The sequence below is a fragment of the Serratia sp. CY33802 genome, from assembly GCF_052169095.1.
GTDB lineage: Bacteria > Pseudomonadota > Gammaproteobacteria > Enterobacterales > Enterobacteriaceae > Serratia > Serratia bockelmannii.
In genome coordinates, this window is record NZ_JBJNLL010000002.1 from 1293939 (window position 1) to 1311080 (window position 17142).

General features: G+C 60.5%; 17 protein-coding genes. 4 read left to right on the forward strand and 13 right to left on the reverse strand.

Annotated features, from left to right (window positions below; genetic code table 11):
• Positions 1 to 33: 33 nt before the first annotated feature.
• The 6 genes from ACJ8HA_RS12805 to ACJ8HA_RS12830 all read right to left on the reverse strand — a co-directional run bounded on the left by ACJ8HA_RS12805 (position 34) and on the right by ACJ8HA_RS12830 (position 5864).
• Positions 34 to 600, reverse strand: coding sequence for a heme acquisition protein HasA (locus tag ACJ8HA_RS12805; protein WP_033642038.1), 567 nt, complete (start codon positions 598 to 600; stop codon positions 34 to 36).
• A gap of 78 nt (positions 601 to 678) precedes the next feature.
• A complete protein-coding gene (locus ACJ8HA_RS12810) occupies positions 679 to 3378 on the reverse strand; it encodes a TonB-dependent receptor (RefSeq protein WP_049209289.1) in 2700 nt (899 codons plus the stop codon).
• A gap of 156 nt (positions 3379 to 3534) precedes the next feature.
• Entirely contained in the window at positions 3535 to 4488 is a 954-nt protein-coding gene (locus ACJ8HA_RS12815) for a FecR family protein (RefSeq protein ID WP_173889180.1), read from the reverse strand.
• Between the two features lie 76 nt (positions 4489 to 4564).
• On the reverse strand, positions 4565 to 5065 hold the full coding sequence (locus ACJ8HA_RS12820; protein WP_049206220.1) for an RNA polymerase sigma factor: 501 nt from the start codon (positions 5063 to 5065) through the stop codon (positions 4565 to 4567).
• 146 nt (positions 5066 to 5211) lie between these two features.
• Positions 5212 to 5412: a YaiA family protein gene (locus tag ACJ8HA_RS12825; RefSeq protein WP_004940491.1), complete on the reverse strand. Its 201-nt coding sequence runs from the start codon at positions 5410 to 5412 to the stop codon at positions 5212 to 5214.
• Positions 5413 to 5459: 47 nt separating this feature from the next.
• A complete protein-coding gene (locus ACJ8HA_RS12830; RefSeq protein ID WP_342117084.1) occupies positions 5460 to 5864 on the reverse strand; it encodes a nuclear transport factor 2 family protein in 405 nt (134 codons plus the stop codon).
• A 96-nt stretch (positions 5865 to 5960) separates the two neighbouring features.
• Here ACJ8HA_RS12830 and ACJ8HA_RS12835 point away from each other — a divergent pair, with 96 nt between their 5' ends.
• Positions 5961 to 6704, forward strand: coding sequence for a helix-turn-helix domain-containing protein (locus ACJ8HA_RS12835; RefSeq protein WP_043135599.1), 744 nt, complete (start codon positions 5961 to 5963; stop codon positions 6702 to 6704).
• Between the two features lie 36 nt (positions 6705 to 6740).
• On the opposite strand, the gene aroL is transcribed toward ACJ8HA_RS12835, so the two are convergent.
• From aroL to ACJ8HA_RS12855, 4 genes are all read right to left on the reverse strand, one after another.
• On the reverse strand, positions 6741 to 7265 hold the full coding sequence (gene aroL / locus ACJ8HA_RS12840; protein ID WP_025301720.1) for a shikimate kinase AroL: 525 nt from the start codon (positions 7263 to 7265) through the stop codon (positions 6741 to 6743).
• 109 nt (positions 7266 to 7374) lie between these two features.
• On the reverse strand, positions 7375 to 7893 hold the full coding sequence (locus ACJ8HA_RS12845; RefSeq protein ID WP_043135598.1) for a GNAT family N-acetyltransferase: 519 nt from the start codon (positions 7891 to 7893) through the stop codon (positions 7375 to 7377).
• 53 nt (positions 7894 to 7946) lie between these two features.
• Entirely contained in the window at positions 7947 to 10070 is a 2124-nt protein-coding gene (locus ACJ8HA_RS12850; RefSeq protein WP_060432537.1) for a TonB-dependent siderophore receptor, read from the reverse strand.
• Positions 10063 to 11178: an ABC transporter substrate-binding protein gene (locus ACJ8HA_RS12855; protein WP_442515370.1), complete on the reverse strand. Its 1116-nt coding sequence runs from the start codon at positions 11176 to 11178 to the stop codon at positions 10063 to 10065. Before ACJ8HA_RS12855 ends, ACJ8HA_RS12850 begins: the two co-directional genes overlap by 8 nt.
• 216 nt (positions 11179 to 11394) lie before the next feature.
• Here ACJ8HA_RS12855 and ACJ8HA_RS12860 point away from each other — a divergent pair, with 216 nt between their 5' ends.
• Positions 11395 to 11856 (forward strand): GNAT family N-acetyltransferase, encoded by a 462-nt coding sequence (locus tag ACJ8HA_RS12860; RefSeq protein ID WP_025301716.1) that lies wholly within the window; start codon positions 11395 to 11397, stop codon positions 11854 to 11856.
• On the opposite strand, the gene ACJ8HA_RS12865 is transcribed toward ACJ8HA_RS12860, so the two are convergent.
• Positions 11857 to 12414: a class I SAM-dependent methyltransferase gene (locus tag ACJ8HA_RS12865; RefSeq protein WP_025301715.1), complete on the reverse strand. Its 558-nt coding sequence runs from the start codon at positions 12412 to 12414 to the stop codon at positions 11857 to 11859.
• A gap of 240 nt (positions 12415 to 12654) precedes the next feature.
• Entirely contained in the window at positions 12655 to 12939 is a 285-nt protein-coding gene (locus ACJ8HA_RS12870) for a YdgH/BhsA/McbA-like domain containing protein (RefSeq protein ID WP_004940519.1), read from the reverse strand.
• 309 nt (positions 12940 to 13248) lie between these two features.
• Here ACJ8HA_RS12870 and ACJ8HA_RS12875 point away from each other — a divergent pair, with 309 nt between their 5' ends.
• On the forward strand, positions 13249 to 14424 hold the full coding sequence (locus ACJ8HA_RS12875; protein WP_043135588.1) for a low temperature requirement protein A: 1176 nt from the start codon (positions 13249 to 13251) through the stop codon (positions 14422 to 14424).
• Positions 14425 to 14624: 200 nt separating this feature from the next.
• Here the strand turns inward: ACJ8HA_RS12875 and ACJ8HA_RS12880 are convergent, their stop codons facing one another.
• Positions 14625 to 15986, reverse strand: a complete 1362-nt coding sequence (locus tag ACJ8HA_RS12880) for an esterase-like activity of phytase family protein (RefSeq protein ID WP_346419230.1) — start codon at positions 15984 to 15986, stop codon at positions 14625 to 14627.
• Between the two features lie 426 nt (positions 15987 to 16412).
• On the opposite strand from ACJ8HA_RS12880, the gene aqpZ reads away from it, so the two are divergent.
• A complete protein-coding gene (gene aqpZ / locus ACJ8HA_RS12885; protein ID WP_025301712.1) occupies positions 16413 to 17108 on the forward strand; it encodes an aquaporin Z in 696 nt (231 codons plus the stop codon).
• Positions 17109 to 17142 lie beyond the last annotated feature (34 nt).

Consider the following 17142-nt stretch of genomic DNA (forward strand, 5'->3'; position numbering starts at 1 on the left):
GGGCGCACGGCGCCGGCGGGCAAACAGCCGCAATCAGGCCGCCAGCAGTTCCGGGCTGTCGGCGTGCTGCACGCCCACCGCCGTCGCCGCCGCCACCTGATCGAAGGTGGAATTGACGCTCAGGCCGTAGTCGTCGAGGATGCCGTTCAGCGCGGTTTCCAGCGCGCCGGTATCGCCGGACATCAGGCCGTACACTACCTGGTGCACCACGCCATCGTGGCCCTGCGCCTGCAGGCTGCTGAGGTTCAGGCCGCCGAAGCTGACGTCAGGCACCTGGATGTTGTACGGCGTGGAGCCGCCGCCGTTCAGGCCGTCGCCGAACGACAGCGAATCCAGCTGGCCGTACAGGGTGTGCGCCGGGGCATTGAACAAGGTGTAGGTCAGGTTGCCGCCCGCCACGAACGAGGTAACGTTGTTGGCGGTGCTGGTCACGGCGTATTGGCTGCCGGACAGGCTGCCGCCATAGAAGCCGCCGCTGTTGGAGTCGGTGACGTTACCGTTGGTGTGGTTGATATCGCCAAATGACGACGCCCACTCGTTCAGATAGTTATGGATGCTGTAGCTGCCGAAGCTGCTGTCATAGTTGACTGAAAATGCCATTTCTCTATCTCCATTGATGAATGGCGCCCCTTGCGAGGCCGCCCTTGTGCTCAAGAATGAGCAGCGCCCTTTTACTGCTTAAAAACGATATTCCACCCCGCCCTGCACGGTGCGGCCGCGCCCCAGCGTGTTGGCCAGCGTCTCGCCGTAGCTGACGACGTAGGCGCGGTTGGTCAGGTTCTCCACCGAGCCGCGCAGCGTCAGGCTGTCGGTCAGCTTGTAGCTGGCATACAGATCGAACAGGGTGTACTTCGGCCAGTCGGCCAGGTACGGGTAGTTGGACGGCACCGAACTGTCCTGATAGCCCGGCGCGAAGCGCACGGTCACCCCGGCGTCCAGCTTGCGATCGAAAGCGCGGCCGCCCAGCGTGACCGAGCCGCGATCGCCCGGCAGATAGGCTGCCGTGCCGAACTGCGAACCCCCGTCGCACGTGACGGCATCATTGGACGCGGCATCCGGTTCAACATAGAAGTTGCCGCGGCGCGATCCGTCGCCGTAGCGCAGACGCCCTCCCAACCAGGCCTTGTTCGAGCAGAACTCGTTTTTGCCGATCATGTGGGTATAGGTCAGGTCGGCGTAGAACACCCCGGCGTCATAGTTGAGCTGGTACTCCAGCCCGCGGAAGCGGGTTTTCGACAGGTTGTTGACGTAAGCAGCATTGCCGATGCTCGGCTGCACCAGCCCCGGTTTATTGCGGTCTATCGCCAGGTTGATGTAGTTATCCACTTTGGTATCGAAGTAGGCCACCTTCGCCACCAACCGATCGCCCTCAAACCACAGATCCGGCTGCTGCACATTGAACCCGACTTCCCAGGCGCGCGAGCGCTCGGGCTGCAGGAACGGGTTGGGGTATTGCGTGGATGAACTGTGCGCGCTGCCATTGGTCAGCGTTTCGGTGATCGCCGGCGGCCGCCAGGATTTGCCGTAGGTGGTATACAGCTCCAGCCACTCCACGCCGGGGCGTACCGCCACCGCCAGCGTTGGCGACAGCTTGCCCTGATCGCGATCCACGTCCCAATCTTCGCGGGTCGTGGTTGAACAGCCGGTCAGACGCAACGCTTTGCAAGGATTGTCAATCGTGTAGCGTTGCCCATCCTTGGCCAAATCCGGATAGCTCAGGCCGGTCTGGCCGCGCAGGCGATAGCGGTCGTAACGCAGCCCGCCCTCCAACGTCAGCCAGCCGTCGTAGTCGTAGGTCAGGTTGGCGAACAGGCTGGCGACCGAACGGTTGCCGGCCGGCGTCACCCCTTCCATGCCTTGGCGGGAAGAGTCGCTGGTTGCCTTGTCGTAATAAAACTCCAGCCCGTAGTTGGCGCGGAAGTCATGCCCCGGCGCCAGGCTGAAGCGCGAGGTATTTTGCGCCTGCGCGCCGTAGGTACGCAGGCGGGTACGCGTCGCGTAGCCGTTGTCCAGCAGCGAGCTGGTGCTGTAGGTGTCGCTGTCATCCTGAGTATCGACGTAATACAGCTTGGCCTGAAAATCGAGCCAGTCGACGTCTTCCGGCGCCAGGCTGTAATCAAACGCCGCGTTGCGCGCCATCACGTCACTGTAACCGGTGCGCTTCCAGCCCAGTTCATAGGGCGGGCGGGTGCCCAGGTTGGTCAACGTGCCGGCGATCGGCGACGCGGTCTGGGTCTGCAAATAGCTCAGCTGCAGGCGTTGGTTGGCGGGCAGATTCCAGCCCACCTTGGCCAGCCGCGAGTGCATACGGTAATTTGTGTCGGGGATTTTGTTGTTCTTGATGCTCTCGGCGTAGCGATCGTAATTGCCGGTGTCGTTATTGATGCGAATGTTACCGATATCGCCCTTGTTGCCGGGCCAATAATCGCCGAGGTGGCGTTCGCTGGCAGCCAGCAGGATATCGCCGGTTTCGTTGCCCAATGCCAGTACGCCGCTGCCGATGAAGTGGGTGCCGTTATCGCCGGTGCTGGCGTGCAGCTTGCCGCCCAGCTCTTTGCCCGGCGCCAGGAAATCGCTCGCGCTGACGGTATTGAAGGTGGCAATGCCGCCGAGCGTGCCGGCGCTGCCCATGCCGCCGGTGGTGCCCTTGTCGATAGTCACGCCGGACAGCAGTTCGGAATCGATGTACATGGTGCCATTACGCTGACCATGGCCGCTCTTTTGAAAATTCTGCCGCATGCCGTCGATATTCATGTTCACCCGGCCATAGTCTTGTATGCCGCGGATGTTGACCGACAGCGCAGGATCTTGCTGGCTGACGCTGGAATAGGCTCCCGTAGTCTGCTCCAGAATATCGGCCGCGTGTCGCGCCGGGCGGTTGTCCATCTGTTCGCGGCTGATGACGCTGACCGAGCGCGGTTCGTCGTAAACCCAATCGTTGGCATTGATGCCGCTGGCACCCAGCACCGTCAGGCTATCCAACGCCAGCGCGCCACCGTCGCCGTTCGCCGTCGGCAGCCGGCTCAATACGATTTGCCCCTGCGGCTGCAGGCGGAAAGCCACCGGATTGCCGCCGATCAAGCGCCGCAGGCCCTGTTCAACGCTCATGCTGCCGTTCAGCGCCGCCGCCTGCATGCCGTCGAGTTTCACCTCGTCAAAAAACACCTGCATGCCGGCCTGCTCGGCGAAGCGCAACATGGCGCTCTGCAGCGGCTGCGCCGCAATGTTGAAATTCTTTTGCTGTGCGGCCTGCGCGCCGTTCGCCTCAGCCTGGACGGCAAGCGCCACCGCCGGCTGAGTCAACATCATCGCCGCCAGCGCGGCGCGTACCGCCGTGGCCAATCGGCCGGCCGGCGTGGTTCCCTTGTGAATAAGCATGCGTGTGTGTTCCACCCGAAAGAATGCCAAACCAAGTGATAATGGAAATCAATCTCGTTTAAACATAAGGACGTTCCGGGAGGCAAAAACCCGTAAAGATTTTTTACAGAAAGTGAAAATAACGGCGAAGCGGGCATCCCGGCCCGCCTTGGCCGCTCAGTAAAGCAGCGTGATGCCGGGGAGATTCAGCTGGCGGGCGGAGAGTTCCTGACGAATGGCACCGACGCCGTCGTCGAGTTTATTGAGCGCGAACACACCGCTCACGGTGCGCGTTCTTAGCGCGGGATTGACCGCCACGATGCGGGTCCCGCGATAGCGGTTGAGCTGCGCGAGCGCCTGCGTCAGCGGTTGGCGGTCGATCACCAGCCAGCCGCGTCGCCAAGCGTCATCACCGGCCGTTTGCCGCGTCAGCTGCAGCTGCCCGTTGCGGTAATGCGCCGCCTGGCGTTGCGCGACCACCAGCGAGCGCTCGCCGCGCTCAAGCGTCACCCGCACGCTGTGCTGATGCACGCTGACGTCGACGCCCTGTTCAGTGCGCGCCACGCTGAACTCGGTGCCCAGCGCCTGGGTGACGCCGTTTTTCGCCTCCACCCTGAACGGACGGCTTTCCGCCCCGCCCAACGGCGCGACGATAAAATAGGCGGCGCCGCTCAGCAGCCGCACCTTGCGCTCATCTGCGGAATACGCCAGCGCGATCGCGCTGCCGCTGTCCAGCGCCACCCGGCTGCCGTCCGGCAAAGCAACTTCGCGCACCTCACCGCGAACGGTTTGATAATCGGCCTGCAGGCCGATCCACAGATCCGGCCCGCGATAAACGCCGAATGAAACGGCGAGCGCCACCGCCGCTGCCACCGCCCAGCGGGGCCATCGATGGCGAGAGGGCGTTTTCAGCGTCGCCACCTGCGGTTGTAACGCCTGCCGCTGCTCAGGCGGCAGTTGCCCAAGCGTCGTCCACAGCAGGCGAGCCTGACGCAGCGCCGCCGGATGCTGCGGATCGGCGGCCAGCCAGGCGTCCAACGCTCGCCGCCGATCGGCCGGCAGCGCCCCTTCGGCCAGACTCACGGCCCAGGCGGCCGCCTGCTGTCGCGCCTGTGCGGTTAGCGGTTTCATAATGGCATAGACCTCTGTTTTTTCTGGTTATAGGTTAAGACGTCTGAGCGCGGATAAACCCGTAAAAAAGTTGCCATTATTGTTCTTCCATCCGCGCCATCAGCCGCTCGAGCGCGCTGGCCAGGTGTTTTTCCACCGTGCTGAGCGACACGCCTAGCTGCGCCGCCACCTGCGCCTGGGTCAGGCCATCGAGCCGGTTAAGGCGGAAAATTTGCTGCGTGCGCGGCGGCATGTCCGCTAGCGCCTGCTGCAACAGCTGCAGCAATTGGCTATCGATCGCCCGTTGTTCAAGCGCCGGTTCACCGGAGGGATACTGCGCCAGAATGTCGTCTTCGACCGCTTCGGTCTGCCGCCGCTGCTGCTGGCGCACATGGTCGAGCATCAGGTTTTTGGCGGTTTTGTACAGGTAGGCTTCGATATCGAGAATGTTACCCTGCGGATATTGCTCGGTAAGGCGGGTAAAACTTTCCTGCGCCAAATCCGCGGCCAGCTGAGGGTCGCGCAGTTTGGCGTTCAAATAGGCTTGCAGCGGCCGCATATGGCGCAGAAACAGCGCCTGCAACTCGGAATTGGACATCTCTTTTCCCAGAAGTGAAACACCCAATAGGGGCGATAAAAATCACATAAATGATTATCATTATCAATATTGTTCTGGGAAATATATGCTAACGCGGGGGGATAAACAGGAAACCGGCCTGGCGCCGGTTTCCGCTGTGCAGCAGGTCAGAGCTCTAGCGCCTCGTCTTCATAGCGGTGCTTGGCGTCGAGCGCTTCCTGCTCGGTTTCATGTTCACTGAGCAGCGTATTCGGCTCAATGTCGTCGGTGCGCACTTCAAAACGGCGCAGATGCAGGTTCGGGTCGCCCCGAAACACCTCAACGACGCGGGCGCTCCGTGGATAAGCAGGTTGATCATTTTCGCGCATGCCGTTCTCCCGTGTGTTTCACACAGTAGCAAGTATAGCAGCCGCCCTCATTCCGGCACGCGCGAGCCAAGATCGCGATCGCCGGGGGCGCCCGCCAACAGCTCGGTCAGTTCGTCGCAGGCGCAAATCCGGCCTTCACGCACGGTGAAGTGCGCCAGCACCCGCACGCGGCTGCGGGTACCGTCGCGCTTTTCCACCTCGACCAGATGGTGGGTCAGCACTGCCTCGCCCTGCTCCGCCGCCGCGATCACGCTCAGCGTCATGCGGCGGGTTTGCCGTTTCAGCAGCGCCATATGTTGCTCAAACTGCGCGAAGTTCAGCACCTTGCCATCCACCTGCTGGCGGTAGCCTGCGCTGAAACGGGCAGCGAGCTGCGTCGGCCGATGCTCCGGGCTGGCGACGACCTGCTGCAGCGTATCGAGCACCAGGTTCAGTGGGGTAACTTGAGTCATCACGTTTCTCCGAAATAGGGTGAACGGTGATCCTATCCCGGCCAGACGATGGCATAATAACCACATCAAGACTTTCAATAACGTTAAACGGCCAACATGACGCAGATCCGCAGCCAACGCCTTCAGCATGAAAAAAAGCACCTGACGCCCTGGCACCGGCACGAAGGCGGCCAGATCTATCTCTTGACGCGTGGCATGCTGGCAATGGAACTCCCGGGCCGGCAATGGGCGATCACCGGCGGTACGCTGGGCTGGCTGCCGCCGGGATGCGCCCATCAGGCGCTGGCCTGCGGCGACGTAGCGGGCTGGAGTCTGTATCTGCCGGGGGAAAGCGTGCCGGAGATGCCGCCGCAGCCGCAGCTGTTCACGGCCTCTGCGCTGTTGCAGGCCCTGGTGGAGCGTATCGCACAGTTCCCCGCCGGCCCACTGAGTGCGCCGCAACGGCGGCTGCTGCAGGTGCTGCTGGATGAAATGCATACGGCAAGCCGCGCGCCGTTGCAATTGCCGCTGCCGCAGGACGCCCGGTTGCTGAACATCGCCCGGGCGCTGTTGAACGATCCCGCCAGCCTGCGCAGCCAGCGCGACTGGGCCGACTGGGCCGGGCTCAGCCCGCGCACCCTGAGCCGCCGCTTTGTGCAGGAAACCGGCATCAGCTTCGCGCTGTGGCGCCAGCAGGCGCGGGTATTGCGTTCACTGGAGGGATTATCACGCGGCGCAGCGGTCGCCGAAGTGGCCGACACCTGTGGCTACGACAACGTCAGCGCCTACATCGCCGCCTTTCGCCGCCGCTTCGGCGTCACGCCCGGGGCGTACTTTGCGGCCGCTCGGCAAACGGAATAGGAAAACGGGCGCCCAGCGCCCGAAGAGAAGAAAGGGTTATTTCACCGTCTCACGCGGCAGCACCGCGAGGATTTGCTCCACCACCCGCTGCGGATCGGCGGCGCCGTCCATCACGTAATGCGCGGCGTCCTGATACAGCGCTTCACGCGCCGCCAGCACCTCGAGCATCTCTTCGGCGATCGGCCTGCCGGTGAGCGTCGGGCGCTGCGCATCTTCCGGGTACTCTTCCAACCGCTGCGCCAACACGCTGGCCGGCGCGCGCAGATAGATAACGGTGCCATGCTGGCGCATAAACTGACGGTTCTCTTCCGCCAGGATCGCGCCGCCACCGGTGGCAACTACAGTTGACGGTTTGGTCACGGTTTGCAACGCGATGGTTTCGCGGCGACGGAACCCCAGCCAGCCCTCGCGCTCGACCATTTCCGCCACGCTCATCTGTACCGCTTGCTGCATAAACAGATCGGTATCGACAAACTGATAGCCCAACGCCAGCGCCAATGCGCTGCCTACCGTGGTCTTGCCGGCTCCGCGAGCGCCTATCATGAACAGGGTTTGTGTCATTACGGGTTGTCCCTTATGCGGTGACTTGAGTGCATTGCATACCAAAATACCGAGCGGGTGCGATGGCGTGGTGGCTGCATCATACCCTGCCCGCTCTGTATTTCAATATTTACGATAGTGTAAATTCCATGGCACAGCGACTGCCGACGGCAAAGCCGTGCGCCAGATCCTCATCCAGGTGCCGCCGCAGGGCGACCGTGAGCCGCGCGTCGTCGAGCAGCCGGAATCCCAGCCGCCGGTAGTAGGGCGCATTCCACGGCACATCAATGAAGGTGGTGAGCGTCAGGCGAGTGGCGCCCTGCCGTTTGGCTTCTTCCACCACCGCGCCGATCAGGCGGCGGCCGACGCCCTGCCGTTGCCAGGCAGCGGCGACCGATAATTCGGCGACATGCCAGTCTTCCCCCTGAGCCAACACGGCGATAAAACCGGCGCACTCACCGTTGTCGCTTTCCGCCAGCCATTCACGGCGCTCGGCGATAAACGCGGCGTGCTGTTTCGGGGCCATCACCTCGCCTTCGGCGATAAAGCGCCATTCCGGCTGCTGGCGAAACAGCTGCGCCGCCGAACGTTCAACCGCCATCAGATGCGCGATATCTCGCTGCTGCGCCAAACGGATCTGCAGGCTCATGAGTTCTCCTTAACGTTGGGGCGGTTATTTAAACAAATTCCACCGCCCGTGGCTCAGAAATCGATACTGCCGCGCAGCACCACCTCACGCGGCTCTCCCACCGCCACGCGCAGATTGCCACCGCTGGACGGATAGTAGGTTTTATCGAACAGGTTCTTCACGTTCAGCTGCCATTTCACCCGATAGCCGTTGATCGGCATGGTGTAAGCGGCGAACGCATCGGCAACGGTGTAGTTATCCAGGTAGAAGCTGTTGGCGGCGTCGCCCGGGCGCCGGCCCACGTAGCGCGCGCCGGCGCCGATACGCACCTCATCTCCGCTGTACAGGCCCAGGCTGCCGAGGTTCTGGGTCAGGAACAGCGAGGCGGTATGGCGCGCCACGTTGGTCATCTCTTTCCCCTTGTTGTCCGGATCGTCCACCACGCGGGCGTCGGTATACGCATAGGAACCGATCAGGCTCAGCGAGTCGGTGAGATTGCCGGCCACGTCCAGCTCCACGCCCTGCGAACGCACGCGCCCGGCGGTGCGCGTCACGGTTTCGCCCTCCACCAGCTCATTGACCATGACGTTACGCTTGGTGATGTCGAACAGCGCCAGCGTGCCGGTAACGCCGTTCGGCAACGCCAGCTTGCCGCCGACTTCCCACGACTTGCCCTGCTCCGGCGGCAGCGAATCAATTTGGGTGGCGATGGAAGAGTTCGGCTTGAACGACTCGGTATAGCTGCTGTACAGCGACACGTAAGGCGTCAGCTTGTAGACCACCCCGGCGCGCGGCACCAGCTTGCCGTCCGAGCTGTCGGTGTTGGTCTGGAACGGCCGCCCCTTGCCGGCATAGACGTCGAAAGCGTCGTAACGCAGCCCGCCCATCACCAGCCATTTATCAGTCAATTGGATAGAATCCTGCATAAACCAACCGTAGCTGGTGAGGTTTTCCCGCTGGTCGCTGTCTTTGGCGCTGACCGCGGTCGACGGCGGCATCAGGCCGTATACCGGATGATAGATATTGAAATCGCTGTTCTTTTTACCGCGGATCATGTCGCCGCGGTAGGTACGGTTATCTTCAAAATCGAAGCCGAACAGCATCTGGTGGTTGATGCTGCCCCAGTCCACGTCGCCATTGAGCGTCAGCTGCACCGCGTTGGCGTGGCTGACGGCATGGGCTGTCGAGTCGGCCTGGCGGCTCAATGCGCCGGTCACCGGGTTCAGCGCCGTGGCGCGCGCCTGGTTGTCGCTGTAGCTGTTGCGGCTGTAGGCGTAGGTCAGCGAGCTTTTCCAGCGCTCGTTGAGCGTTTGATCGATCTGCAGAGTGACGCTGTCCTGATCGCCGCGGGTAGCGTTATAGGCTTCGTCGAAACGGCGATCGCGCGGCGTATTCACCGGTTTGCCGGTGCGCGAATCGATAATGGTGCCGCGATCGAACGGCACCAGATATTCCATATGCTCGTAGGCCAAGCGCACGGTGGTGTTCTCGCCATACCACATCAGCGAGGGCGCGATCACCGTCTGGCGGTTGCGGCCGAAGTTGCGCCAGTAGTCGGTTTCATCGTGATCGACGATCATGCGATAGGCGAATCCCGACGTACCGAGCGGCCCGGTAACGTCGAGCTGGCCGCCGCCGCCGTTGAAGCTGCTGCCCCAGCCTTCCACGTGGGTATGTTGCTGCAGCTGGGGCTTTTTGGTGATCATATTGATCATCCCGCCCGGCTCGCCCATGCCATACAGCATCGAGGCCGGCCCCTTGAGCACCTCCACCCGCTCGGTGGTCGGCGTAAAGTTGCGTGCCTGCACCGAGCGCACGCCGTCGCGCAGAATAGAGCCGTCGCGGTTATCGCCGAAGCCGCGTTTCATGACCGCGTCCTGAGTGCCGCCCAGCGTGTTGGCCTGGGTAATGCCGCTGACGTTGTACAGCGCTTCGTCCAGGCTGCTGACCGCCTGATCGGTAATCACCTGCTGCGGCACCACGTCGATCGCCTGCGGCACATTCAACAGGTTGGTTTCGCTGCGGGTGCCGGTGACGCTGGTCAACGGCTGATAGCTCTGCACACCGTCGGCGTCTTTGCGGCCAATCACCGTCAGGCTTTCTTCTTTCGACGCGACTTTTTCCGCCGCCCACGTCGGCAATGTTGCGCAGGCCGCCAAAGGCAATGCGCACCACCAGCCGCGCTTGTTGTTATTCATTATCTAACTGACTCCAATAGGTCCCTGAAAAAGGTAACGGCAAAAACTGCTGATACAGCTGTTGGAAGGTCTGCTGCGGGTTGATGTCGGCGAACAGATCCGGGTAAAACGCTTTGGCGAATACCTCGACCAGCACCACGTGGTACGGGCTGAGGTAAAAGTTGTGCCAGACGCTCCAGGCGCGGTGGTTTTTCACCGCCTGCAGGCTGGCCAGCATCGGCTGTTTGGCGATCAGCCGGCGGAAGCTGTCGGCGGCCTCCTGTGGGCTGACCTGCGGCCCGAGGCGCAGATCGGACAGCCGTTTGCCCTGCGGGCCGGCCATGCCGGTGGCGAGGTATACGTCGGGATTGGCGCTCAGAATGCTTTCCGGGTTCAGTTCGCCATACACCCCTTTGACGCTGGCGTTGGCGATGTTGTCGCCGCCGGCGAAGGTCAGCAGATCGCCCAGGTTGCCGTGTGCGGCGGTGGTGCAACAGGTATCGCGCCGCCCCAGATGCAGGTGCAGCATCACTTTGGGCTTCGCCCCCTGATAGCCCGCCAGCCGTTGCTGAACCACCGCCATATGCTGCTGATAAAACGCGATGAACTGCTCGGCGCGCTGCTGGCGATTGAGCACTTCGCCCAGCAGCCGCACGCTCGGCACGGTGTTGTTCAGCAGATCGATACGCAGATCGACGTAGATCACCGCCACGCCGGCCTTGTTCAGCGCGGAAACCAGCAGATCGTTGTCGCCGTCTTCACGCGCGTAGCGCGCCAGGATCACCAGATCCGGCTTCAGCTGCAGCAGGCTTTCGATGTTGACCTGGCGGAAATTATTGCCGCTGATAATGGGGATCGCGGCGATCTGCGGGAACTTCTGCGTATAGCGTTGCCAGCTTTGCGCATCGAAACGCGCCAGATCCGCCGGCCAGCCGACGATGCGCTGCGCCGGGTTGCCCGGCTCCAGCAGCGCCAGCGTATACAACATGCGGCTCTCCCCCACCACGATGCGCTGCGGATTGTCCGGCACCACAACCTGACGGCCGGTGATATCGGTCACCGTCTTCGCCTGGGCGGAGAACACGCCGAACCACAGAGAAAGCAGCAGTAAAATGAGGAAATTGCGCATGATTGAGCCGAAAGGGGGAAATAGTGTGCGCATGATAATCACTCTCATTAACACTTGCAATCCTGCGCCGCCATTGCCAAAAGAAATCCGGGAAACGGCGCCGGGCGCGCGGCAAACACGGCGAAACCGCTAAAATAACGGCTTTAAAAAGTTAAAAAAATGGCGGGGAAATCGGTTAAATAGAACGGGGAAACAGCTAAAAACCGGGAGACCTCCATGACTCAACGCATCATTCCGCTGTCGGAGTGCCCGCAGTTTGCCGATGTGTGCGCCGCCTGGGCCTTCGGCCAATGGGGCTCACAGCGCGGCGGTTCGCTGGAGCGCACCCAGTTGCGCTTCGCCCACTGCAGCCGGCCAAGCGACGATCACCTGACGCTGATGATGATCGACGGCGATCGTCCGGTGGGCATGGCCAGCCTGTGGCCCAGCGACGATCATCAGCGCCAGGATCTCACCCCATGGCTGGCCGGCGTCTTCGTGCATCCCGATCACCGCCGCAAGGGCATCGCCCACCGTCTTGAGATGGCCATCGTCGAGGCGGCGCGGCAACGCCATCACTCGGTTTTGCATCTCATCACCGACAAATCGGAAGCGCTGTACGCCGGCTGGGGTTGGCATCCCGTGGAACGCCGGCGGCAGCATGACGAAGAAGTGGTAGTAATGGCGAAAACGCTGTAGCTAACGCGGCGTACAAACATACACCAGCGCCGGCGGGAAGTTGCGCACCACCCGCAGGCGCTTCCAGTGAAAATAGCGGGACAGCAATTTTTCCGACAGGTGGCTGTATTGAAACAACACCAGCGTGCCGTTGCGCGCCAGCAGCCGCTGCCGGGCCTGCTGAAGAATGCGCACGCTTATCCTGACCGGGATCGACAGCAGCGGCAGGCAGGAAAACACCACGTCGTAATCCGTGGCCATTTGGGTCGCCGAATGGGGCATCACCTGCAGCCGCCGATCGTCTATCCCCCGAAGCCGATGCACGAAATGCGGTTGAATTTCGAAAGCCTCCAGCGCCGCATCGGCGCGCATCCGCCCCAGGATGCGTTTGGTCAGTACGCCGTCCGCCGCGCCCAGCTCCGCGATCGACAGCGCACGGGTCCATTCAATCTGGTTCAGCATCGCCTGGCACAGCCACGGGGAAGAAGGCGCCAGCGTACCGACGGTGCGCGGTGAAGCCATAAATTGCTGCAGGTAAGCGAAGTGATTCATCAGTTGCAGCCGGGTCGCATTTAACATTGAGGCCTCCTTGGGTTAAGCCCCCAATGTGAGCCGAATTTCTTAAGTAATCATTAACATGATTCCGAAAGCGGCAGACACAGTTGTAATAAAATGCGACCTCAGCCACGACGGCACAAAGAAAAACGGTCGTAATAATGACCTGAAAATAAGCCGTTTATGCGCCGACTGTTCAGATAATTATTACGACCGTTTATTTTATTGGCCACGTTGCCGTGGCCAGAGAGTAACAATCAACGCTTAGCGATAAATTTCCGCATTGCCGCGCCAGTTACTGGAGTCCCCGGGGGTGTCCAGGCCGATAATGCGGTAATGGCTGGCGCCGTCCGCCGCGGCTTTTTCTTTCAGGGCGGTGATGGCGTCATGCGGTGAGCCGCTAATGCCGGAAACCGACACGACGCCGATGCTTTGCAGATTGGCGGCCTGCTCGCTGTTGACCTGTTTCACCGACGACAGCGGCGCGGCGAAAGTGGAGAAGGAAGCGGCGGCGATCAATACGGCTGCGATGCTTGGGATAAGTTTCATGATTGACTCCAGGTGTTCTTGTTTATTAGCTCGTTGTCAGTGATGTTAATTATCCGCTAGCCAATGAAAACGGACGTCATGCAACGTAAAGAACATCAATCATTGTGAGGAGAATAAGGAGGATATGAGTGCGAGTGTGTATTTTCAGGCAGGAATGACTTTATTGAGTTCACCTTACCCCTATTTGATGAACAATTAAAGACAGGGCGAAAGAAAGAACGCACGCCGCCGCTATTTAAGATTTTTTACCCGCCGAGGCGCGCTGAGCTACGCTGATTTTGTGGCTTACCCTTTTAAGGAAGAACGCTTATGTCGCAAAACCTGCTGCGCGTGCGTGACGGTCAGGGCGCGTCGGTCTCATTCTCCGAACTGCTGTTCGATCTGATCTACGTTTTCGCCGTGACCCAACTTTCCCACTATCTGTTGCATCACCTGACGCTGACCGGCGCGCTGGAAACCCTGCTGCTGTGGTTCGCCGTCTGGCTGGCCTGGCAATACACCGCCTGGGTCACCAACTGGTTCAATCCCGATACCCGTCAGATCCGCCTGCTGCTGTTCGCGATCATGCTGCTAGGGCTGTTCGCCGCCGCCGCGCTGCCACAGGCGTTTGGCGAACGCGGTCTGATCTTCGCGCTGTTCTACGTCGCCATTCAGGTTGGCCGCTCCGTCACGGTGCTACGCCTGCTGGCGCCCGATCATCCGTTAAAACAAAACTTTCGCCGCATTCTCGGTTGGCTGTGCATCTCCGCCGTCTTCTGGATCGTCGGTGGGCTGGCAGAAGGCAATGCCCGCCTGGCGCTGTGGGCGATCGCCGTCTTGTGCGAATACGTCTCGCCGATGTTCGGCTTCCGTTTACCGGTCCTGGGGCGCTCGGACAGCAGCAGCGAATGGACCATCGAAGGCCACCATCTGGCAGAACGTTGCCAGCTGTTCGTGATCGTGGCGCTGGGAGAAACCATTCTGATCACCGGCGCTACCCTGAGCGAGATGGAAAGCTGGAGTCTGCCGGTGCTCATCGCCTCGCTGGTGGCCTTTCTCGGCAGCCTGGCGATGTGGTGGGTTTACTTCGACACCAGCAGCAAAGCCGGCAGCCACGCCATCAGCCAGGCGGAAAACCCCGGCCAACTGGGCGCTTATTTCCATTATGTGCACGTCGCGCTGGTGGGGGCGATCATCGTCTGCGCCGTGGCCAACGAGCTGGTGATCGCCCATCCCGACGGCCGCATCCAACACGCCACGGCGGCGGTGCTGCTGCTCGGCCCGGCGATTTACCTGTTCGCCAACGCGCTGTACAAACGGCTGGTGTATCACCGTTTTCCGCTGTCGCACCTGGTTGGGCTGCTGGCGCTGGCGGTATTGGCCCCTATCGCCTATTTAACCGATCTGCTGATGGTCAATGGCCTGACGACGCTGATCATGGTGATGGTGGCGGTGTGGGAGAGCATCTCGCGCGGCAGAGCGCCGCAGCAGCATGCGGAAGCCTGACACAAACGGGGGCGCTATCGCCCCCGCTGTGAGATTGATGACAAACCTCATGCCATTGCCGGGTTTGCAAAGAGCAGCGGATAAAAAACAAGGAAAATCAATTTATTGATTTTCGGCTGATGGCCACAAAGGAGGAAAAACCACGTTTTTTCCTCCTTTGTCAACGGTCTGACGGGGGCGCTATCGCCCCCCTATCTCGGTCACTTCAAGGGTTGCGGCAAGGTGAGCACCCAAAGCTCACTCAGCGATTCCGGCTGCTCCAGAGGGCGCAATTCGATGCGGGCGTCGGTTTTGTCGCCGTCGAGGCTCAACCGCCCTCCTTTCTCCAGCTGATAGTCACCGATTTTCTTGCTCTTTGGCGACGCATCCACCAGCTTGGCCTGCAAGCCGAAATCGTTGTCATTGATCACCGCCAGCGTGCGATCGTCGATCAGCGCCAACCCTTCCGCTTTCTCCTGGCGCCAACCCAACTGACGCAGATCCGCCACTTCCCGTTTCTGCGCCAGCTTCACGCCGCGTTTAGCCAGATCTTTCGCATCATCGAACTCCAGCGCTTTACCCTGGCCGTCAAACGCGCTCAGATCGCTGGCCTGCGCGAGATCCACCAGATAGATCTTGTTGATCATCGTCTTTTCTTTACCGGTTCCCTGTTCAATCAACAGGATGCGCTGGTTGTCCAATGCCACGACATCGCCAATTTTGGCGTCTTTGGCTTTTTTATAGCTGTCGATATCGATGGGATAGCCGTACATCGCGGTTTTGCCACTGCGCGGATCGAAGCTCACCAGCCGGGTAAACTGCGCCTTGTTTTTGCTTTTGCCGTCGACATCCAGCGTGCTCTGCACCGCCGCCAGAATGCGCCCATCCGGCATCCGGGTCAGCCCCTCAAAACCGCGGTTAGGCTGGCGCCACTTCAGGATGTTCGGTAACCCGCTCGCCACCGCCTGCTCGCCGGCCTGCGGCGTTGGGCCATATTTGGCGAGGATTTTACCTTTGCCGTCGACATGGATCAGAAACGGGCCGTACTCATCGCACAGCCAATAACCGCCGTTACCGTCACCGATGATGCCTTCGGTATCCAACCCGCGGCGATCGCCGGACAGCGGTTGCAGCGCGTCGTTCAACGCCACTTCGTTCGTGGAACCAATCAGCTCACTCGGCAGCGGCAGCCCGCTAATCGGCCCTTTTTCGTCATGCAAGGGCCGCGCATTCTCGGCCACGGCCTTGCCGCCGCCGATACGAATGTCCATCAACAGAGGCGTGAATTGCGGATTGGCGAAAATCTTGGCCTCTTGCTTGCCTACCGCCGGGGCATCGGCATTCGGGCCGCGATCGGTCAGCGTCGTCAGCACCAAATCGTCGCCCTGCTTCTTGTTGAACATCAACCCGGAGCCGATCCCCACCGGCAACCCCTGTGGGAAATGCTTGGCGAACGCCCCCTGATAGGCGACGCGTTCCCCACCGGGGAAGCCGACCATATAACGCGCCACCTCAATGTCGGCAGCGTGGGCCAATACAGGAAACAGTGAAGCCAACAGCAGGGAGAGCGATTTTATTTTCATATTTGTTACCCGAGGTTAAATGAAGCGTTGTCAGGCAGAAGACGATATTAATTTAGCATGACACTTAGATGACAATAGGCAATTCGTCAAATGCACATCAGGCAATAAGGTTGGCTGGCAAATAGAAATTAGCAATTAACCTGAGCGTATTGAATGGAGAAAACCGCTGGAAAAAACCGCCCGGAAATAACCCGTCATTTTGCTTAGGGTAAATTCTGATAACAAAGATAAAAAAATCGGCAAACGCGCGTCAACACGGCGAAAAACGGTGTTTTTCTCATAGACAAAATAAAATACCAGGGATTTAATACCGCCGTTATTCAAGGTGCATTAAGAAAATTCTATAGAATATCTGCATGAACTGAAAAAGCTGTTCTATAGTTTTTAGTGCTAACGCCCGTTAGTCAATTCCGCAGGATGGAATCTATGTCAAAGCGACTTTTTGCTGAATTTTTTGGCACATTTTGGTTGGTGTTTGGTGGTTGTGGTAGCGCAGTATTAGCAGCGGCATTCCCACAACTGGGTATTGGTTTCCTCGGCGTCGCGCTCGCTTTCGGTCTGACCGTGGTGACGATGGCCTATGCCGTCGGCCATATTTCCGGCGGGCACTTTAACCCGGCGATCACCGTCGGCTTATTCGCCGGCGGCCGTTTCGCGGCGAAAGACGTGATCCCTTACGTGATCGCACAGGTGATCGGCGGTATCGCCGCAGCGGCGGTGCTGTATCTGATCGCCAGCGGCAAAGCCGGTTTCGACGCCACCGCGGGCGGTTTCGCCTCCAACGGTTACGGCGAACACTCACCGGGCGGTTATTCTCTGCAATCAGCCATCGTGATTGAGCTGGTGCTGACGGCCTTCTTCCTGATCGTTATTCATGGCGTAACCGACAAGCGCGCGCCGGCAGGCTTTGCCCCGCTGGCGATCGGCCTGACGCTGACGCTGATCCACCTGATCAGCATCCCGGTGACCAACACCTCCGTTAACCCGGCGCGCAGCACCGGCGTAGCGATCTTCCAGGGCACCTGGGCGCTGCAGCAGCTGTGGGTGTTCTGGCTGGTGCCGCTGGTCGGCGGCATTATCGGCGGCCTGATCTACCGCTGCCTGCTGGAAGACAAAAAATAAGCGTATCGCAGTCGATCGCGTTTCACGGGGCAGC

Coding starts and splice junctions, on each gene's coding strand:
- ACJ8HA_RS12810 (WP_049209289.1), bottom strand. CDS start 3,378: ATGCTTATTCACAAGGGAACCACGCCGGCCGGCCGATTGGCCACGGCG.
- aroL (WP_025301720.1), bottom strand. CDS start 7,265: ATGACACAAACCCTGTTCATGATAGGCGCTCGCGGAGCCGGCAAGACC.
- ACJ8HA_RS12830 (WP_342117084.1), bottom strand. CDS start 5,864: ATGACTCAAGTTACCCCACTGAACCTGGTGCTCGATACGCTGCAGCAG.
- ACJ8HA_RS12815 (WP_173889180.1), bottom strand. CDS start 4,488: ATGAAACCGCTAACCGCACAGGCGCGACAGCAGGCGGCCGCCTGGGCC.
- ACJ8HA_RS12880 (WP_346419230.1), bottom strand. CDS start 15,986: ATGAAAATAAAATCGCTCTCCCTGCTGTTGGCTTCACTGTTTCCTGTA.
- ACJ8HA_RS12855 (WP_442515370.1), bottom strand. CDS start 11,178: ATGCGCAATTTCCTCATTTTACTGCTGCTTTCTCTGTGGTTCGGCGTG.
- ACJ8HA_RS12870 (WP_004940519.1), bottom strand. CDS start 12,939: ATGAAACTTATCCCAAGCATCGCAGCCGTATTGATCGCCGCCGCTTCC.
- ACJ8HA_RS12860 (WP_025301716.1), top strand. CDS start 11,395: ATGACTCAACGCATCATTCCGCTGTCGGAGTGCCCGCAGTTTGCCGAT.
- ACJ8HA_RS12805 (WP_033642038.1), bottom strand. CDS start 600: ATGGCATTTTCAGTCAACTATGACAGCAGCTTCGGCAGCTACAGCATC.
- ACJ8HA_RS12845 (WP_043135598.1), bottom strand. CDS start 7,893: ATGAGCCTGCAGATCCGTTTGGCGCAGCAGCGAGATATCGCGCATCTG.
- ACJ8HA_RS12825 (WP_004940491.1), bottom strand. CDS start 5,412: ATGCGCGAAAATGATCAACCTGCTTATCCACGGAGCGCCCGCGTCGTT.
- ACJ8HA_RS12865 (WP_025301715.1), bottom strand. CDS start 12,414: ATGTTAAATGCGACCCGGCTGCAACTGATGAATCACTTCGCTTACCTG.
- aqpZ (WP_025301712.1), top strand. CDS start 16,413: ATGTCAAAGCGACTTTTTGCTGAATTTTTTGGCACATTTTGGTTGGTG.
- ACJ8HA_RS12850 (WP_060432537.1), bottom strand. CDS start 10,070: ATGAATAACAACAAGCGCGGCTGGTGGTGCGCATTGCCTTTGGCGGCC.
- ACJ8HA_RS12875 (WP_043135588.1), top strand. CDS start 13,249: ATGTCGCAAAACCTGCTGCGCGTGCGTGACGGTCAGGGCGCGTCGGTC.
- ACJ8HA_RS12835 (WP_043135599.1), top strand. CDS start 5,961: ATGACGCAGATCCGCAGCCAACGCCTTCAGCATGAAAAAAAGCACCTG.
- ACJ8HA_RS12820 (WP_049206220.1), bottom strand. CDS start 5,065: ATGTCCAATTCCGAGTTGCAGGCGCTGTTTCTGCGCCATATGCGGCCG.